This is a genomic window from Streptomyces sp. NPDC021100, assembly GCF_044333095.1.
In the GTDB taxonomy this organism is placed as follows: domain Bacteria; phylum Actinomycetota; class Actinomycetes; order Streptomycetales; family Streptomycetaceae; genus Streptomyces.
Window position 1 is genome coordinate 155779 of the sequence record NZ_JBIRQH010000006.1, and the last position, 17569, is coordinate 173347.

Annotated in this window: 16 protein-coding genes and 1 riboswitch; of the genes, 13 read left to right on the forward strand and 3 right to left on the reverse strand. The window is 74.6% G+C overall.

Going from position 1 to position 17569, the window contains the following annotated elements:
* Positions 1-67 precede the first annotated feature (67 nt).
* From ACH4PU_RS14495 to ACH4PU_RS14520, 6 genes are all read left to right on the forward strand, one after another.
* On the forward strand, positions 68-955 hold the full coding sequence (locus ACH4PU_RS14495; RefSeq protein WP_398271238.1) for a 3-oxoacyl-ACP synthase III family protein: 888 nt from the start codon (positions 68-70) through the stop codon (positions 953-955).
* Positions 956-999: 44 nt separating this feature from the next.
* Complete coding sequence (locus ACH4PU_RS14500; RefSeq protein WP_398271240.1) at positions 1000-1266, forward strand: acyl carrier protein; 267 nt, start codon at positions 1000-1002, stop codon at positions 1264-1266.
* Positions 1266-2495 (forward strand): beta-ketoacyl-[acyl-carrier-protein] synthase family protein, encoded by a 1230-nt coding sequence (locus ACH4PU_RS14505; protein WP_398271242.1) that lies wholly within the window; start codon positions 1266-1268, stop codon positions 2493-2495. The genes ACH4PU_RS14500 and ACH4PU_RS14505 overlap by 1 nt, the downstream gene beginning before the upstream one ends.
* A gap of 592 nt (positions 2496-3087) precedes the next feature.
* Positions 3088-5871, forward strand: coding sequence for a SpoIIE family protein phosphatase (locus ACH4PU_RS14510; RefSeq protein WP_398271244.1), 2784 nt, complete (start codon positions 3088-3090; stop codon positions 5869-5871).
* A 90-nt stretch (positions 5872-5961) separates the two neighbouring features.
* On the forward strand, positions 5962-8028 hold the full coding sequence (locus ACH4PU_RS14515; protein ID WP_398271246.1) for a SpoIIE family protein phosphatase: 2067 nt from the start codon (positions 5962-5964) through the stop codon (positions 8026-8028).
* Positions 8029-8314: 286 nt separating this feature from the next.
* Positions 8315-8548 carry a hypothetical protein gene (locus ACH4PU_RS14520; protein ID WP_398271248.1) on the forward strand — a complete coding sequence of 78 codons (234 nt, stop codon included), beginning with the start codon at positions 8315-8317 and terminating at the stop codon, positions 8546-8548.
* An 11-nt stretch (positions 8549-8559) separates the two neighbouring features.
* Here ACH4PU_RS14520 and ACH4PU_RS14525 read toward each other — a convergent pair whose 3' ends face one another.
* The 3 genes from ACH4PU_RS14525 to ACH4PU_RS14535 form a co-directional block, all read right to left on the reverse strand.
* Positions 8560-10140: a malate synthase gene (locus ACH4PU_RS14525; RefSeq protein ID WP_398271250.1), complete on the reverse strand. Its 1581-nt coding sequence runs from the start codon at positions 10138-10140 to the stop codon at positions 8560-8562.
* Between the two features lie 260 nt (positions 10141-10400).
* Positions 10401-11690, reverse strand: a complete 1290-nt coding sequence (gene aceA, locus ACH4PU_RS14530) for an isocitrate lyase (protein WP_398271252.1) — start codon at positions 11688-11690, stop codon at positions 10401-10403.
* Between the two features lie 298 nt (positions 11691-11988).
* Positions 11989-12567, reverse strand: coding sequence for a histidine phosphatase family protein (locus tag ACH4PU_RS14535; RefSeq protein WP_398271254.1), 579 nt, complete (start codon positions 12565-12567; stop codon positions 11989-11991).
* 147 nt (positions 12568-12714) lie between these two features.
* A riboswitch (cobalamin riboswitch) is annotated at positions 12715-12789 on the forward strand.
* Positions 12790-12849: 60 nt separating this feature from the next.
* On the opposite strand from ACH4PU_RS14535, the gene ACH4PU_RS14540 reads away from it, so the two are divergent.
* From ACH4PU_RS14540 to ACH4PU_RS14570, 7 genes are all read left to right on the forward strand, one after another.
* Positions 12850-13074 (forward strand): CbtB-domain containing protein, encoded by a 225-nt coding sequence (locus tag ACH4PU_RS14540; RefSeq protein ID WP_398271256.1) that lies wholly within the window; start codon positions 12850-12852, stop codon positions 13072-13074.
* Between the two features lie 20 nt (positions 13075-13094).
* Entirely contained in the window at positions 13095-13838 is a 744-nt protein-coding gene (locus ACH4PU_RS14545; protein WP_398271258.1) for a CbtA family protein, read from the forward strand.
* Between the two features lie 297 nt (positions 13839-14135).
* Entirely contained in the window at positions 14136-15230 is a 1095-nt protein-coding gene (locus tag ACH4PU_RS14550) for an enoyl-CoA hydratase/isomerase family protein (RefSeq protein ID WP_398271260.1), read from the forward strand.
* 108 nt (positions 15231-15338) lie between these two features.
* Complete coding sequence (locus ACH4PU_RS14555; RefSeq protein ID WP_398271262.1) at positions 15339-15671, forward strand: hypothetical protein; 333 nt, start codon at positions 15339-15341, stop codon at positions 15669-15671.
* 108 nt (positions 15672-15779) lie between these two features.
* A complete protein-coding gene (locus ACH4PU_RS14560; protein WP_398271264.1) occupies positions 15780-16331 on the forward strand; it encodes a DinB family protein in 552 nt (183 codons plus the stop codon).
* Between the two features lie 80 nt (positions 16332-16411).
* Entirely contained in the window at positions 16412-16747 is a 336-nt protein-coding gene (locus tag ACH4PU_RS14565) for a YnfA family protein (protein WP_185942101.1), read from the forward strand.
* A 121-nt stretch (positions 16748-16868) separates the two neighbouring features.
* Entirely contained in the window at positions 16869-17564 is a 696-nt protein-coding gene (locus ACH4PU_RS14570; protein ID WP_398271267.1) for a TetR/AcrR family transcriptional regulator, read from the forward strand.
* Positions 17565-17569: the final 5 nt, after the last annotated feature.

Consider the following 17569-nt stretch of genomic DNA (forward strand, 5'->3'; position numbering starts at 1 on the left):
GCCGGAACGGCGGATGCCCACGGAGGAACTCGAGGATCTCATCGAAAAGAGCAGTCCGGATTTCCGCGTGCCCCGTGGAATGATCCGCCGGATCACCGGCGTCGCCCACCGGTACGTGGGTCCGGACGGCGCACCGCCGTCCGGGCTGGCGGTCCCCGCCGCCGAGAGGGCGTTGGCGGAGTCGGGCGTCCGGGCCGCCGACCTGGATCTGATCATCTTCGCGGCGATCTCCTCCGACCTGCTGGAACCGGCCACCGCCCATGTGGTGAGCGCCCGGCTGGGCGCCACCTGCCCGGCGTTCGACGTCAAGAACGCCTGCAACGGCTTCCTGAGCGGACTGGAGACCGGTGACGCGCTGATCAGGACGGGAGCGTACCGGCGTGTCCTCGTCTGCTGCGGGGAGCGGCTGACCCCTTTCGCCTCGGTCCCGGTGACCGGGCCCGGTGACTTCATGGACTCCATGGCCCGGTACACCATCTCGGACACCGGGGCGGCCGTCCTGCTGGAGGCGGCGGACGAACCGGGCCTGCTCGGTTTCGACATGCGCGCGGTCTCCTCGGCGTGGACCGCCGGCGCGGTACCGCTGCCCGGTGCCCCGTGGCGGACTCCGCCGCGCCGCTTCGACCTGCCCGCCATGACCCGGACGGCATTCGGACTCGCCACGCGGCCGCCGACACCCTCCGGCGGGCACCCGGCGGCCGTCGGTGCCGACGTCTCCCTGTGCTGCGCCCACATCGCGAACGAGGCGACCGCCGAGGACGTGTGCGCCGCCGTCGGGATCCCCCGGGCACGGCTGACGACCACCATCACGACCCACGGCAACACCGGATCGGCCACCCTGCCACTCCAGTTGGACCTCGCACTCCGCGAAGGGCGGGTGAGCCGGGGCGACACCGTTCTGCTCGTCGGCGTCGCCAGCGGTGTGAGCCTGGGTTTCCTGCGGCTGCGGCTGTGACCGCCGGGCCGTCCCGAGCACCCGAGCGGAGGAGAGGGTTCGCCATGTCCGATCTCTATGTCGTCCTGACCGGCATCCTGGAGGACAGTTTCGGCATTCCGCGCACGGAGGTCGGTCCGACGACGCGGCTGAGCGACCTGGACATGGAGTCGCTCGCGCGCGCCGAGTTGTCACTGATCCTGCAGGACCGCCTCGGCTTCCCGATGGCCGACGTCGATGTGCCCGGTGAGGCCACTCTCGCCGACGTGGTAGGGCTCCTGCGCTCCCTGCGGGCGGAGGCCTCCCCCGCTCCGGCCGAGGAGGCGAGGTGATGCGCGTAACGGAGGCGGCCGTCACCGGCGTCGGCATGCTCACCGCGGGAGGCATCGGCCGTGACGCGACGTGGGACGCCGTCTGCGCCGGCACCGGTACCGCGACACGTGCACCCGAACTCAAGGGACACACGGTGGACTTCTGCGCCTCGTTCCCACCCGGCCTGGCCCAGGCCCTCGCCCCGCTGCGGCGCAAGGCCTGGCGCCTCGACCGCTTCGTCCAAGTGGCTCTGCTGGCGGCCGGCGAGGCCCTGTCCGACGCCGGTCTCGATCCCGCCCTGTGGGACGCGTCCCGTGTCGGCGTCGTCATGACGAGCAGCAGCGGCGGGGACGTGAGCGCCGGTCTCCAGCAGGCGCGGCTGCGAGAACGGGGCGCGAACAGCGTCTCCTCCCTGGCCCATCCCATGCGTCTGATCAATATGGCCGCCGCCGAAGTCGCCCTGGAGTACGGCGCCCTCGGTCCCAGCATGGCCACGGTGACCGCCTGCGCGTCCGGGGCGGACGCGCTGGCGCTGGCCCGGCTCTGGCTGTCCGCCGGCCTCTGCGACATCGTCCTGGCAGGCGGCGCCGAAGCGTCCCTCACCCCGTTCAACGTCGTCGCCTTCGACCGCCTGGGCGTCCTCTCCCGCCGCCGCGACGACCCGGCCGCCGCCTGCCGCCCCTTCGACGCCGACCGCGACGGCCTGGTGATGGGCGAGGGGGCCGCCGTCCTGGTGCTGGAGCGCCCGGAGCACGCGCGAGCGCGAGGAGTGGTGCCGCGCGCCCTGCTCACGGGCTGCGGCTCGACCACGGACGCCCACCACCCCACCACCCCGCACCCCGAAGGCGCGGGTGTCCGGCGGGCGCTGCGGCTGGCCCTGGCCGACGCGCGGCTGGCGGCGGCCGACGTGGATCACGTCAACGCGCACGGCACCGGGACGCCGCTCAACGACCTGATCGAGGGGCGGGTGATTCAGGACCTGCTCCCCCACGGCCCCAGCGTCACCGCCACCAAGGGCGTGACCGGTCATACGTTCGGCGCCGCCGGTGCCGTGGAGGCCGCCGTGACCGTGCTCACCGTCCAGCACGGCCTCGTCCCCCCGACAGGCAACCACGGCCGGCTCGACCCGGCGCTCTCCATCGACGTCGTGCACGGCGAGCCCCGGAAGCAGCGGGTCGAGGTGGCGGTGAGCCACTCCTTCGGCTTCGGAGGGCACAACACCGTGCTCGTCTTCCGGGCCGCGGGATAGCCGCGAGGCCGAGGCGTCGGCGGAAGTCTCCCGTGGCAGCCGGGAAACCGGTGTGGAAACGTGGAATCCGGTAAGGAGCCCCATCGGAAACCGCACCGCACCGAACGACCGAGGAGGTCCCATGTCCTCGAAGCGCCGCCGCAAGAAGCGCGCCCGCCGCAACCACGCGGCCAACCACGGACGCCGTCCGCAGAGCTGACCTGATCCGGCACGGTGTGGCCCGCCACCCCTTCCCACGGGCGCGTTCTTCGCGATATCACCCGTTCGAGGGGCGGCGGGCTGCGCCGTGCCCCGTCCGCGTGTGGGATGGGGAGCGCGTGCGGCGCGCCGCCGCGGACCTCTCCCCAGCCTTCCTCCGAGCCGACAGAGGAGCCGGCCGATGACCCTCTCCGAACGCGACGTGGCGGACGAGATCGAGCAGATGAAGGAGGACGCCCTGCAGCAGGTGGTCAGCGACGAGGACCGGGACGCCGGTCTGGCGGACGAGGAGTGGTGACCCCGGCCCCGGCCCCGGCTCGGCCCCCGGCCCCGGACGCCCCTCGCGCGGCGGCCATCATTCGCGCCGCGCGAGGCGGCGGGGTAGACATGGAACATGGCCCGAATCCGGGGCCGCTCCTGGAGGCCGTCGGGCCGCCGGCCCGCCGGCTCGCCCGTGGGTGAACGACGATCGCCCGTGGGTGAACGGCGAGAGCGGCGGCAGTGGCGCCAGCGGCCGCGCGGGGCGTCGGCGGGGCGCTGGCGGGTGGCGAGCACCCGTAGCGTCGCCGGCCAGATGTTCGTGCTGCAGGTGCTCATCGTGCTGCTGCTCGTCGTGGCCGCGGTCGGCACCCTGCTCTTCCAGGCGCGGACCGACAGGTTCCAGGCGGCCCGCGACCGTTCGCTGGCCGCCGCCGAGGCGTTCGCGCACGCCCCCGGGCTGCCGGCCGTCATGGCGGGCCCCGACCCGTCGTCCGTCCTCCAGCCGCTGACCGAGGACGCCCGGCACCGCGGCGGCGTCGACTTCGTCGTGGTCACCGACCGCAACGGCATCCGCTACACCCACCCGGACCCCTCCCGCATCGGCAAGCACTTCGTCGGCACCGTCGACCCGTCGCTGAAGGACGGCAAGGTCACCATCGAGAGCGTGCACGGCCCGCTCGGCGAGGAGGTGCAGGCGGTGGTGCCGGTCCGCGACGACCGGGGCCGGATCGTCGGCGCGGTGTCCTCGGGCATCAAGGTCGCCGCGGTGAGCAGCGCCTTCGACCGGCAGCTCCCGTTCGTCCTCGGCGCGGGCGCGGTGGCGCTGGCCCTGGCGACCGCCGGGACGGCCCTGGTGAGCCGCCGGCTGCGGCGCCAGACGCACGGCCTGGGCCCGGCCGAGATGGCCCGGATGTACGAGCACCACGACGCGGTGCTGCACGCGGTCCGCGAGGGTGTGGTCATCGTCGGCGGGGACGGCCGGCTGCTGCTGGTCAACGACGAGGCGCGGCGGCTGCTCGGGCTGCCCCCGGACGTCGAAGGGCGGCATGTCCACGACTTGGGCCTGGACGACCGGACGGCCGAGCTGCTGGCCTCGCGCAAGGTCGTCTCGGACGAGGTGCTGCCCGTCGGGGAACGGCTGCTGGCGGTCAACAACCGGCCGACGGACCGCGGCGGCGGACCGCCCGGCAGCGTCGCCACGCTCCGGGACTCCACCGAGCTGCGGGCGCTGGCCGGCCGCGCCGAGACGGCCCGCGGCCGGCTGCGGCTGCTGTACGACGCGAGCGTGGCCATCGGCACCACCCTGGACGTCCGGCGGACGGCCGAGGAGCTGACCCAGGTGGCGTCGCCCCGGTTCTCCGACTACGCGACCGTCGACCTCGCCGAGGCCGTGCTGCACGGCGAGGAGCCCCGGATGGCGATGGGCGGCGACGCCGCCGAGCTGCGCCGGGTGGCGCTCACCGGGCCCCGGGACGACCATCCGCTGTACCCGGCGGGCGACCTGGTCACCTTCGCCGGGCCCACCCCGCAGGCCACCGGCTTCGTCAGCGGGCGTCCCGTGCTCGTATCGGACCTGGCGGCCTCCGACGGCTGGCGGACGCAGGACTACGAGCGCACCCAGGCGGTCCTGGAGTACGGCTTCCGGTCCATGATCACCGTGCCGTTGAAGGCGCGCGGTGTGCTGCTCGGCATCGCCAACTTCTGGCGGACGAGCGACAGCGGGCCCTTCGAGGAGGACGATCTGTCGCTGGCCGAGGAACTGGCGGCGCGCGCGGCCGTCTGCATCGACAACGCCCGCCGCTACACGCGTGAGCACGACATGGCCGTCGCCCTCCAGCACAGCCTGCTGCCGCGCGGGCTGCCCGAGCAGACGGCGCTGGACGTCTCCTTCCGCTACCTGCCGGCGCAGGCCGGGGTGGGCGGCGACTGGTTCGACGTCATCCCGCTGCCCGGCGCCCGGGTGGCGCTGGTCGTCGGGGACGTGGTCGGGCACGGGCTGCACGCGGCCGCCACCATGGGCCGGCTGCGTACGGCCGTCCTCAACTTCTCCGCCCTCGACCCGCCCCCGGACGAACTGCTCGGCCACCTCGACGAACTCGTCGCCCGGATCGACCAGGAGGCGGCCGGCGACGCCGACGAACCGGCCATCGCGGGCGCCACCTGCCTGTACGCGGTCTACGACCCGGTGACGGGCGTCTGCTCGCTGGCCCGCGCCGGGCACCCGCTGCCCGCCCTGGTCGCCCCGGACGGCACGGTGGAGTTCCCGGAGCTGCCGGCCGGTCCGCCGCTGGGGCTGGGCGGGCTGCCGTTCGAGGCGGTGGAACTGCGGCTGCCGGAGGGCAGCAGCCTGGTGCTGTACACGGACGGCCTGGTCGAGGACCGCAAGCGGGACATCGACGCCGGCCTCGCCGTCCTCCGCGACACCCTGGCCGAGCAGCCCGGCAGGACCCCGCAGGAGACCTGCGAGGCGCTGCTGGACGCGCTGCTGCCGGCCCGGCAGAGCGACGACATCGCCCTGCTGGTGGCCCGCACCCGGATCCTGGAACGGGAGCGGATCGCCGAGTGGGAGCTGCCCTCCGACCCGGCGGTGGTGGGCCGCGCCCGCGCCGACGTGACCCGGCAGCTGACCCTGTGGGGCCTGGAGGAGGCGGTGTTCACCACCGAGCTGATCCTCAGCGAGCTGATCACCAACGCGATCCGGCACGCCTCCGGGCCGATCCGGGTGCGGCTGCTCCGCGACCGCACGCTGATCTGCGAGGTCTCCGACACCAGCAGCACCTCGCCGCACCTGCGGTACGCGGCGGCCGAGGACGAGGGCGGCCGGGGCCTGTTCCTGGTCGCCCAGCTCGCCGACCGCTGGGGCACCCGGTACACGCCGGACGGCAAGGTCATCTGGGCGGAGCAGCCGCTCGGGTGAGGGGTGCCGGGGCCGGTGGGGGCCGGTGTGCCGGGGCCCGTACCGGCCCGCCGGGAGGCGGCCCACCGGACGACGGAAGGACCGAGGACCATGCCGGAGAGCCCGGAGAGCACAGCGCCGCCGCCCCCGGCCCCGGACTGGCGGATGTTCGACCCCGCACCGGTCGCCATGGCCGTCACCCGGGGGCCGCGGCACCGCCTGGTGTACATGAACGCCGTCTACCGCGAACTGTTCGGCGACCGGCCGCTCGGCGTCCCCGTCACCGAGGCCTTCGCCGACCTGCGGCAGCGCGGCTACCTCGCCCTCTTCGACGACGTGCGGAACACCGGGGCGCCGGTGTCGCTGGCCGCCGCGCCGACCGAGGGCGCCTCGCGGGAGGACGGCGGGACGCGGTACTACACCTTCAGCCTGTCGGCCGTCGGCTCGTCGGAGGAGGAGCGCGGTGTGCTGGTCGTGGCGATGGACGTCACCGAGCAGATCCGGGCGACCGAGCGGATCCGCCGGGTGTCGGAGGAACGGCTGCGTGCCCTGCGCCGGTTCGAGAACCTGGTGACCGCCAACACGCAGATGATGTGGGTGACCGCGGCCAAGGGCGGCACGATCGAGCCCAGCCCGGGCTGGGAGCGGGTGACCGGCCAGACCTGGGAGCAGTTCCGCGGGGACGGCTGGCTCGACGCGCTGCACCCGGAGGACCGGGAGCCGATGGAGGCGGCCTGGCAGCGGGTGCTGGAGGAGGTGCCGGACGAGTTCCGGTACGTGTACCGGCTGCGGACGGTCGACGGCACATACCGCCACTTCGACGTGCGGGCGGTGCCGGTCCGGGAGGACGGCCGGGTCGTGGAGTGGGTGGGCACCTGTACGGACATCGAGGACCGGTGGCGGGAGGAGCGCCGCAAGGACGTGCTGGCGCGCGGCGCCGCCGTGCTGGCCGAGTCCACCAAGCCGCGGTCGGCCTTCGCCGCGCTCGGCGACGTCATCGTCCCGTCCCTCGCCGACAAGTGCGGCATCTACCTCATGCGGGAGCCCACCTACCAGTTGACGGGCGACACCCCGCTGGTCGTGGAGCGGATCGCGGCCCGCTCGCGGGAAGCCCTCCCCCCGCACCCGGCCCGGCTCGGCGAGGAACACATCGCGCCGGACAGCGCGTTCGCCCGCGCGGTCCGCGAACGGCGGGTGGTGCGCGAGTCGTTCGACCCCGACCGCATCCCGCCCGGCACCGCCCCGCCGGACAGCATGGCGTGGCTGCGGGAGGTGCGCGCGCACAGCATGGTGGTCGTGCCCGTCGTCATCGACGGCACGCTCGCCGCGATCGTCGACGCCTTCGCCTGCGGCGGCCGCGAGCCCATCGACGCGACCGACGAGGCGCTGCTCCGCGAACTCCTGGAGCAGGCCCACGATCCGCTGCGCAACGTCATCGAGTTCCAGCGCACCCAGCGGGTGGCCCTGGCCCTCCAGCACAGCCTGCTGACCGAGCCGCCGCGCTACGACGACCTGGTGATCACGGCCCGGTATCTGCCGAGCCCGGCGGCGGCGGACGTCGGCGGCGACTGGTACGACTCGTTCGTGCTCGGGGACGGCGCGCCGGTGCTCGTCATCGGGGACGTGGCGGGGCACGACATCGAGGCCGCCGTGACGATGAGCCGGATGCGGAACATGCTGCGCAGCCTCGCCGCCGACCGGGAGGAGCCGCCGGGTGACATCATCCGGCGGCTGGACCGCGCCACCCAGGTCCTCGACCCGGAGGAGGGCACGGCCACCTGCGCCCTCGTCCGCATCGAGCACGCGCCGGGCGGCGGCCGGCAGGCGCACTACTGCGTGGCGGGGCACCCGCCGCCCCTGGTCGTGGACCGCGACGGCGGCACCCGCTTCCTGGACGGCGCCACCTCGCCCCTGCTGGGGATGCCCGTCCCCGACGAGTGGCGGATCAGCGGCTTCGCACCGCTGCCGCCCGGCGGCACGCTGCTGCTCTACACGGACGGGCTGGTGGAACGGCCGGACGAGGACATCGACGAGGGGCTGGCGCGGCTGGCCCGGACGGCGTCGGGGCTGGCGGGGGCTGATCTGAACGCGTTCTGCGACACGTTGCTGGCGGAGCCTTCGGTGACGGGGCAGGACGACATCTGCCTGATCGCGGTGCGGCTGCCGGAGGAGGGGTGAGCCGGGGGGCGCCTGCGGCGGGCTGGTGCCCCCCGGCCCCGCCCCTTCGCCGATTCCTGGGGGCAAGCCCCCAGACCCCCTTGTCCTCAAGCGCCGGACGGGTTGAATTCAGCCCGTCCGGCGCTTGAGGACAACCGCGCGGAGCGCGGTTTCGGGGGGGGCGGGGGCCGGCCCCCGCAAGAAACGGTGAAGGGGCGGGGCCGGGGTACCAGCCCGCGGCAGGCGGTACCCTTGCCGCCGCCCCCAACCGAACAGAGGCGCCCCTCCCGAACAGAGGCGAAAGCAGATGCTGCCCGAGATCACCGAGCACGAGTGCACCGGCTGCGGCAAAGCCGTGAAAGGCATCTTCGGCCGGTGGGCGTGCCCCGACTGCAAGACCAGCTCCCCGTACCGGGAGCCGCCCGGTGCGTACGCGGCCGAGCTGCGCAACGGCGTGGCCCCGCGCCGCGACCCGCTGCGGCACCACGTGTGCGGCGAGGTGGCCTGCGTGTGCCCCCGGCTGAGCCGGCGGGAGTGCTGAGGGGCCGCGCGTCACTCCCGTCCCAGCAGGTACCGCGTGTACGCGTCCGTCGTGAAGGAGGCGGGCAGTTCGTCCTGGAGGGCCGCGCGGACGAGGACGTCGCGGGCGTCGGCCCAGCGGGAGCCGGGGTCGCCGGCGGCTAGGGCGGAGCTCTCCTCGTCGAGCAGCCGGAGCACGCGGGCGCGCGGGACCGTTCCGTGGTGGAGCCACTGCCAGAGCTGGCAGCGGGCGAGTTCGGCGGAGCCCGCGTCCTCCAGCCGGCCCTGGTGGACGACGCGGCCGTCGCCGCGCAGCCAGCCGTCCAGGCAGCGGAGGGCGGTGCCGAGGGCGGCGCGGACGCCCTGTTCGGTGGGACGGCCGCTGGTGCGGTGGACGGCGAGCAGGTCGGCGGCGGTGACGTGGACGTCCTCGCGGGTGCGTTCGAGCTGGTGGGGGCGGTCGCCGAGGACCGCGTCGAAGGCCGTGCGGCAGACGGGGACCAGTCCGGGGCAGGCGACCCGGGTGCCGTCGAAGCCGGCCTCGGCCTCCCGTTCCGCGTCGAGCCGGATCCGGGCCAGGGCCGCCTCGTCGGCCTGCCGGTCGTGTCCGAGCACGGGGACGGCGCGGACGGCCGCGCCGCCGATGGCGTGGGCACCCCTGCGGTGGCAGGTGCGGACGAGGAGTTCGGCGCGGGCGCGGAGGAAGGGCGCCGTCGCGGTGATCTTGGCGCGGTCGGGGAGGAGGAGGTCGCGCCGGTGCGGGAAGGTCCGGACGACGCTGCTCAGATAACCGGCGTGGTCGACGGCCAGCCCGGCCGCGTGCTCGCGGAGTTCGTAGAGGATCTCCTCCATCTCGAAGGCGGCGGTGACCGTTTCGACGGTGACGGTGGCGCGGATCGTGCCGCGCTCCAGGCCGAGCAGGTCCTGGGCGAGGACGAAGACGTCGTTCCAGAGCCGCGCCTCCAGGTGGTTCTCCACCTGCGGCAGCGAGAAGTACGGGCCGCGGCCCGCGGCCGTCTGGAGCCGGGCGCAGTGGAAGAGGTGGAGGCCGAGGTCGACGAGGGAGGCGGGGACCGGGCGGCCGTCGACGACCAGGTGCCGCTCGGTGAGGTGCCAGCCCCGGGGGCGGACGACGAGGGTGGGCCCGGCGGCCGGTCCCGGCCCGACCCGGCCCTCGCTCACCGCGCGCAGCGTCCGGTGGCCCTCCATGACGTTGTGCCAGGTGGGCGCGGTGGCGTCGGTGAAGTCCGCGGTCCACACCCGGGTGCCGGAGGCGGCGGCCTCGGCCGCGGTGGCGCGGTCCGGCGGGCCGGTGAGCTCGGTGCGGCGGTCGGTGAGCCCGGGGGCGGGCGGGGCGACGCGCCAGGAGCGGTCGGCGCGGACGGCCGAGGTGGCCGGGACGAAGTCGAGGGCACCGCCGCGGGCCAGGAGCGCCGCCCTATGGCGGCGTTCAGCGAGGAGCGCGGAGCGGCGGTCGGCGAAGGCCGCGTCGAGGCGGGCGACGAAGGCGAGGGCGGCGGGGGTCAGGACGTCGTCGTACGGGGTGGTCCGGCCGCCGAGGACGCTCGGGGTGCGGGGGGCGTCAACACGGCCGGAGAGGGCGGGAGTTGCCATGGCGGTCTCCTGGGGGTGATGTGAGCGGCCCGGGGCTGCCGGGGTGGCGCGGGTCGGACAGGGGGGCGGGACGGGCAGGGGGCGGGCCGCGTCCGGTCCCGTCCGCCGCGCGTGCCGCCGGGATCGTCCGGCCGGGTCGGGCGGAGGGAGGAGGCTGGGGGTTCTGGAGGAACTGCCCTGGAGGCGCTACGGGGAAACCGCTCCGGCGGGAGCCGTTCCGTTCGGAACGGGTCCCGCCGGAGCGGCTGTCCGGCCGCCGGCTAGTGGAACTGCTCCTCTTCGGTGGAGCCGGTCAGGGCGGTGGTGGAGGAGGCGGGGTTGACGGCCGTGGAGACCAGGTCGAAGTAGCCGGTGCCGACCTCGCGCTGGTGGCGGACGGCGGTGAAGCCGTCGGCCTGCGCGGCGAACTCCCGCTCCTGCAACTCCACGTACGCCGTCATGCCGTGCTCCGCGTAGCCGCGGGCCAGGTCGAACATCGCGTGGTTGAGGGAGTGGAACCCCGCCAGGGTGATGAACTGGAACCGGTAGCCCATCGCCCCCAGTTCACGCTGGAACTCGGCTATCTCCTCGTCGTTGAGCGCGGCCTTCCAGTTGAAGGACGGCGAGCAGTTGTAGGCCAGCATCTTGTCCGGGTACTCGGCGTGGATCGCCTCCGCGAACTCCTTGGCCTGCGCCAGGTCCGGGGTGCCGGTCTCGACCCAGAGCAGGTCGGCGTAGGGGGCGTAGGCGAGGCCGCGGGCGATGACGGGGGCCATGCCCGCCTCGACGCGGTAGAAGCCCTCGGCGGTGCGTTCGCCGGTGCAGAAGCGGGCGTCGCGCTCGTCGACGTCGCTGGTGAGGAGGTTGGCGGCGAGGGCGTCGGTGCGCGCGACGATCAGGGTGGGCACATCGGCGATGTCGGCGGCCAGGCGGGCGGCGTTGAGGGTGCGGATGTGCTGGGCGGTGGGCACGAGGACCTTGCCGCCCAGGTGCCCGCACTTCTTCTCCGACGCCAGCTGGTCCTCGTAGTGGATGCCCGCCGCGCCGGCCGCGATCATCGCCTTGGTCAGCTCGAACGCGTTCAGCGGCCCGCCGAACCCGGCCTCCGCGTCCGCCACGATCGGCGCCAGCCAGTCCACCGAGGAATCCCCCTCGGCCGTGGCGATCTGATCGGCGCGCAGCAGCGCGTTGTTGATCCGCCGCACCACCTGCGGCACCGAGTTCGCCGGGTACAGACTCTGGTCCGGGTACGTCTGCCCCGCCAGGTTGGCGTCCGCCGCCACCTGCCAGCCCGACAGGTAGATCGCCCGCAGCCCCGCCCGCACCTGCTGCACCGCCTGACCACCGGTCAACGCACCCAGCGCATGCACGTAATCCCGCTCGTGCAGCTCCCGCCACAACCGCTCCGCTCCGCGCCGGGCCAGGGTGTGCTCCTCACGGACACTGCCCGACAGCCGCACGACGTCCTCCGCCGAGTACGTCCGCTCCACCCCCTTCCAGCGCGGCTCCTCCGCCCACCGCCGCGCCAGCTCCCCGGCCGTTCCGACCCCCGCCGTACCCGCCTCGACCATGACCGTCTCCCGGTGTCGCCTCGTAGGTGCGTCCGATCCACCGGCGGATCACGGGCATTGGCCCGCTTGACCCGCCGTCGTGCTTCCGAGCGATCGTGCGCGGCCCGTGTCCCGCTCCACCGCATGCCGAAGGGCACGCCGGAAGGGCGCGCTCGCCGGGTCGCCGGAGCGTCGGGCCGCACCATGACTGTGGCAGTGGCACTGAGTGCCATCAACCACGGCTTTCTGCCAATTTCCGATGAACCCTTCGGAACCCCCCGCCGACGGGACGGGCCCGGGAACGGCCTCCCGTCCGGCGTCAAAACGGCGTGGCGCAGCGCCAGTTCCACCGTCCGCCCCGCCCGGTGAGGTCCGTGCGCGACAGCGGCGGTACGTCCAGCCGCCAGAAGGCGGCCGGCGGCAGTTCCAGCGCGCCGACCACGGCGGCGCGGACCACGGCCGGTCCTGCGACGACGAGCACCCGGCCGCCCTCTCCCGCCTGTGACGCCAGCCAGCCGGCGGTGCGGCTGAGCAGGGAGCGCAATGGTTCTCCGCCGGGCGGGGCCGCGTCCGGGTCCGTCAGCCAGGCGGTGAGCCCGGCGGGGTCCGTGGCCGCGACCTCCGCCAGCGTCCGCCCCCGCCACTCCCCCGGGTCCGGATCACCCAACTCGCTTGCTGGCACGGAGTGCACGCCAAGGGCGTCGGCCGTCGCCCGGCAGCGCCGCTCCGGGCCGGTGTACACCCGCCGGAAGCCGCTCGATCCGGACAGACCGGTGAGATCGCCCGCCCGGGTACGAACCTCCCGCAACACGGCCTCCTCCGGCGCGTCATCGTCGAATCGCGCCTCCCGCAGGGCCGCCGTCCCCACCGGCGCGACCAGCGTCACCCGAACCGTCACCCCATCCGCCCTTCCCGTTCCTCCGTCCCCACGCACCCGGCACGGCCTGGCATTTCGCGCCCGGCGGCGCGCGGGTGCGCCTCCCCTCGTCCATGGCGCGGGGATGGCTCAAACGGTACGGTCACGACGACACGACGACGGGGTGACGGAAGCCGGTGGGAATCCGGCACGGTCGCGCCACTGTGTTCCGGGGCGTTCCGCTCGGCGCCCGGGGAGTCAGACCCGCCCCTCGTCGTCCGGCACCCGAGGAACGGGACGCGAAACTCCCCAGGAGGTTCTGCCATGGCATCGTCCGCTCTCACCCCGTCGTCCGCTCCCACCACGTCCCCCATCACCCCCATATCCCTGAAGGAGATCGCCCCTTGGGCGGTCCTCGTCGGCCTGCTCCTGCTGGCTCTCCTCTACTTCGTCGGCGCGGAACAGGGCGCCACCTCGCTGATCTCCGGCGAGAACGTGCACGAGTGGGTCCACGACGGACGTCACCTGCTCGGCTTCCCGTGCCACTGACCGGCGGGAGGACGCACACCGTGACGCACGTCCCCGTCCGGGCGCTGCTCGTCCGCGGGCTGCTCGCCGGGCTCGGCGCGGGGCTGCTCGCCCTGGTCGTGGCCTACCTGCTGGGCGAGCCCCACGTGGACGCGGCCATCGCCTTCGAGGAAGCCCACGAGCACGGGCACGGCGGCGCCGAACCCGTCAGCCGTACCCTGCAGTCGACGGCCGGCCTGGCCACCGCGGTCCTGGTCTACGGCGTGGCGCTGGGCGGCATCGCCGCGCTGGCGTTCTGCGTGGCCCTGGGCCGTGTCGGCCGGTTCGGCCCGCGCGCCACGGCCGCGCTGGTCGCCGGCGGCGCCCTGCTGGCCCTCTACGTCGTCCCGTTCCTCAAGTACCCCGCCAATCCGCCCTCGGTGGGCGATCCGGACACCATCGACCGGCGGACGGCGCTGTACTTCCTGATGATCGTGCTCAGTGTGCTGCTGAGCGTCGGCGCGGTCGTCCTCGGCCGGGCGCTGCTGCCGCGGCTGGGCGGCTGGAACGCCGCGGTGGCCGCGGGTGCCGCGCTGCTCGTCGCCGTCGGGCTGGCGTACGCGTTCTTGCCGGCGGTCGACGAGGTGCCGGACGACTTCCCGGCCGATGTGCTGTGGCGGTTCCGGCTGGCGGCCCTCGCCGTCCAGGGCACGCTCTGGGCCGGGTTCGGGCTGCTCTTCGGGCGGTTCGCCGAGCGGCTGCTGGTCCCCGGGGCCGTCCGGTCCCGTCCGCTCACCGCTCCCTGATCGCGGGGCGCCGCCGCGTGGCCGCCACCACGCGGCGGCGCCCCGTTCGCGCTTTCCCCTGTTACGGATGGTTCTTCGGTGATCGGCGGGGCAGGATGTGCCGGAAGGTACGCGCCGAAGTGTGCCGGAAGGTACGCGCCAAAGGGGGACCGCGCGGGCGCACGGGGGGTACCGGAGCCACCGGGCCGCCGTTCGCCGTCCCGCCCGGACTCCGGAGCCCGGAAGGAACGAGCGAGACATGCACCCGACCCCGACCCCGCCCGGCACGAGAGCCCACGGGCTGCCCGGAGCCGCCCGATGACCACCGACGACCACGTCCTCCTGCGGACCGAGGGCCACGCCGGCCGCATCACCCTCGACCGGCCCCGAGCCCTCAACGCCCTCACCCACCCGATGGTCCGCCGGATCGACGCCGCCCTGGCCGCCTGGGAGCGTGACCCGGCCGTCCGGACGGTCGTCCTCGACGGCGCCGGCGACCGCGGCCTCTGCGCCGGCGGCGACATCCGCGCCATCCATGACGACGTGCGCGCGGGCGGCGGCACCGCGTCGGCGGCGTTCTGGCGGGACGAGTACCGGCTCAACGCCCGCATCGCCCGCTGCCCCAAGCCGTACGTCGCCCTCATGGACGGCATCGTCATGGGCGGCGGCGTCGGGGTGTCCGCGCACGGGAGCGTGCGGATCGTCACCGAGCGCTCCCGGGTGGCCATGCCGGAGACCGGCATCGGCTTCGTCCCGGACGTCGGCGGCACGTTCCTGCTGTCGCGCGCGCCCGGGGAGCTCGGCACCCACCTCGGACTCACCGGCACCGCGATCGGCGCCTCCGACGCCCTGCTGTGCGGGCTCGCCGACCACTTCGTCCCGGCGGAGTCGCTGCCCGCCCTGGTGGCGGACCTCGCGACGCGTCCCGTCGACGAGGCGCTGTCCCGCCACGTCCGCCCGGCGCCGCCCGGCCGGCTCGCCGCGGACCGGGAGTGGATCGACGCCTGCTACGCCGCGCCGACCGTCGAGGAGATCGTCGAACGGCTGCTGGGCCACGGCGCCCCGGCCGCCAAGGAGGCCGCCGACCTCCTCCTCGGCCGCTCCCCCACCTCCCTCAAGGTCACCCTGTCCGCCCTGCGTTCGGCCCGCCGCCTCGGCTCGCTGGAGGACGTCCTGGAACAGGAGTTCCGGGTCTCGTACGCGGCGCTGTCCTCGCCCGACCTCGTCGAGGGCATCCGCGCCCAGGTCGTCGACAAGGACCGGACGCCGCGCTGGAACCCCGCGCGGCTCACCGACGTGACGGAGGAGGACGTGGCCCGGTTCTTCGCCCCCGACGCCGCGTTCGGCGCGGACCGGCCCCTCTTCGGATCCGGCACCCCGGCTCTTCCGGACGGGCATCCCCCGATCGAGTGACAGCACGTCACACCCCTTACGCTCCCCCGGACGAGCGGCGACCCTGACGGCGAGGTACCTGCCGAGCGCCGACGCGCCCGGCGGGGCCGCGAGGGAGGGAGGCCCCTCATGACCGCGATCGGGACCCTGGGGAACGCGGCCCGGGCGGCGGCGGCCGCCTGCGCCGCGCTCGCCCTGGTGGGAGCGGTGCCGACGGAGGCGAGTGCGGCGACCGGCAGATTCGAGTACGCCGGTACGGACGGGGTGAACAGCGTCATCGTCAACCCGCCGGACGGCCCGTGCATCACCCTCGCCAAGCCTGCGGTCAGCGCCGGCAACGACACGGACACCGACGCCAACCTCTACGAGGGGCAGGCGTGCGGCGGGACCCCGGAGCCGCTGCCCGCGGGCACGGGCAAGAGCTGGGGCGTGTTCCGGCCCGGCAGCGTGCGGTTCGGCTGACCCGGCGGGCGTCCCTCCGGAACCCGCCCTTCCGCCGGTCGCGGAACGCTACCGTGGACGGCACGGGGGAGCGAGCCGAGGGCACCGCGAGGAAGGCGAAGACGACCATTGGACGACCCCAGCACCGCCGGCCGGGTGGCCGGCCCCACGACCTCCGTCACGATGTGCGCCGCCGAACAACTGGGCCAGGTCGGCGAGTTGGTGAGCATACTCACCCCCGACCAGTACCTGCACCGCCCGCGCGGCGCGAGCCCCATCGCCGGGCATGTCCGGCACTGCGTGGACCACTACACGGCCATCCTCGCGGGCGCCGGCAGCGGCACCGTCGACTACGACCGGCGCACGCGCGGCGGGCCGGTCGAGACGGACCGGGACGCGGCGCTGGCCCGGCTGGCGCACGTCCGGAGGCTGGTCGGGACCGTCGCGCCGGGTGATCTGAAGCGTCCGGTCGAGGTGGTGAGCGTGGTGGCGCCGGACGGCTCGGTGGCCCGGACCCCGTCCACGGTGGGCCGGGAGCTGGTGTTCGTCGCCCATCACGCCGTCCACCACCTCGCGGTGATGGTGCCGCTGGCCCGGGCGCTGGGCGTGGACGTCCCCGCCGAGTTCGGCTACGCGCCGGCGACGCTCGCCGCCGGGCGGCGGCCAGGGGCGGACGCCTGAGCGGTTACGGTCGTCGTGGGAAGCGCGCGGGTCCGCGCGCTCCCGCCCGTCCCGCCGTCCGGCCCGAGGAAAGCCCACCCATGCTCGTCGCCCGCTCCGCCGCCCTGTTCGTCGTCGCCGCCCTGTTCGAGATCGGGGGTGCCTGGCTGGTGTGGCAGGGGGTGCGCGAGCACCGCGGCTGGCTCTGGGCGGGCGCCGGAGCCGTCGCCCTGGGCGTCTACGGCTTCGTCGCCACCCTCCAGCCCGACGCGCACTTCGGCCGGATCCTCGCCGCGTACGGCGGGGTCTTCGTGGCCGGTTCGCTCGTCTGGGGCGCGGTGGCGGACGGCTACCGGCCCGACCGCTACGACGTCGTCGGCGCGCTGGTGTGCCTCGTCGGCATGGCCGTCATCATGTACGCGCCGCGCGGCCGGTGAACGGCCGCGGCTGGTGGACGGCCGCCCCCGCCGGGCGGCCGGTGCGTGCGGCGCCCGCCCTTGGGGGCCGAGAGCGAACCGGGCGATCCCGCCGTGCGAACGTGTTCGTTACGATCGGGTGATGAGTGCGAGAAAAGAGCCGATCAGCCGCCGGGAGCGTCCGGCGAAACCCGCCCTGTCCCGGCGCTGGATCGTGGACACCGCCGTGCGGATCATGCGGGCGGAGGGGCTGGGGAAGGTCACGATGCGCCGCCTGGCGCAGGAGCTGGACACCGGCCCGGCGTCGCTGTACGTCTACCTCGCCAACACCGCCGAGCTGCACGCGGCCGTTCTGGATTCCCTGCTCGGCGAGGTCGACCTGACCGGGCGGGACGGAGGTGAGGGCTGGCGCGAGCGGCTGCGTGCCGTCATGGCTTCGTACACCCAGGTGCTGTTCGAGCACCCGCAGCTGGCGCGGGCCGCCCTCGTCGCCCGCCCGAGCGGCGAGAACTACCTGCGCCTGGTGGAGCGCATCCTCGAACTCCTGTCACAGAGCGGCGCTTGCCGCGAGCAGGTCGCCTGGGGGGTGGACAAACTGCTCCAGGACGCGACGGCCGCCGCCGCCGAGCACTCGACGCGTGAGCGCGATCCCGCCTCCGAGGACGACTGGAACGCCACCGTGCGCGCACTGCGCACCGTGGACGCCGCCACGCATCCGGCGATCACGGCGCACATGCCCGCCCTGATCGGCGGCTCGGTGCCGGACAGGATGCGCTGGAGCTTCGACGTCCTCGTCAACGGCATCACGCACACGCCCGTTCCCGGCGCAGGAGGCTGAGTTCC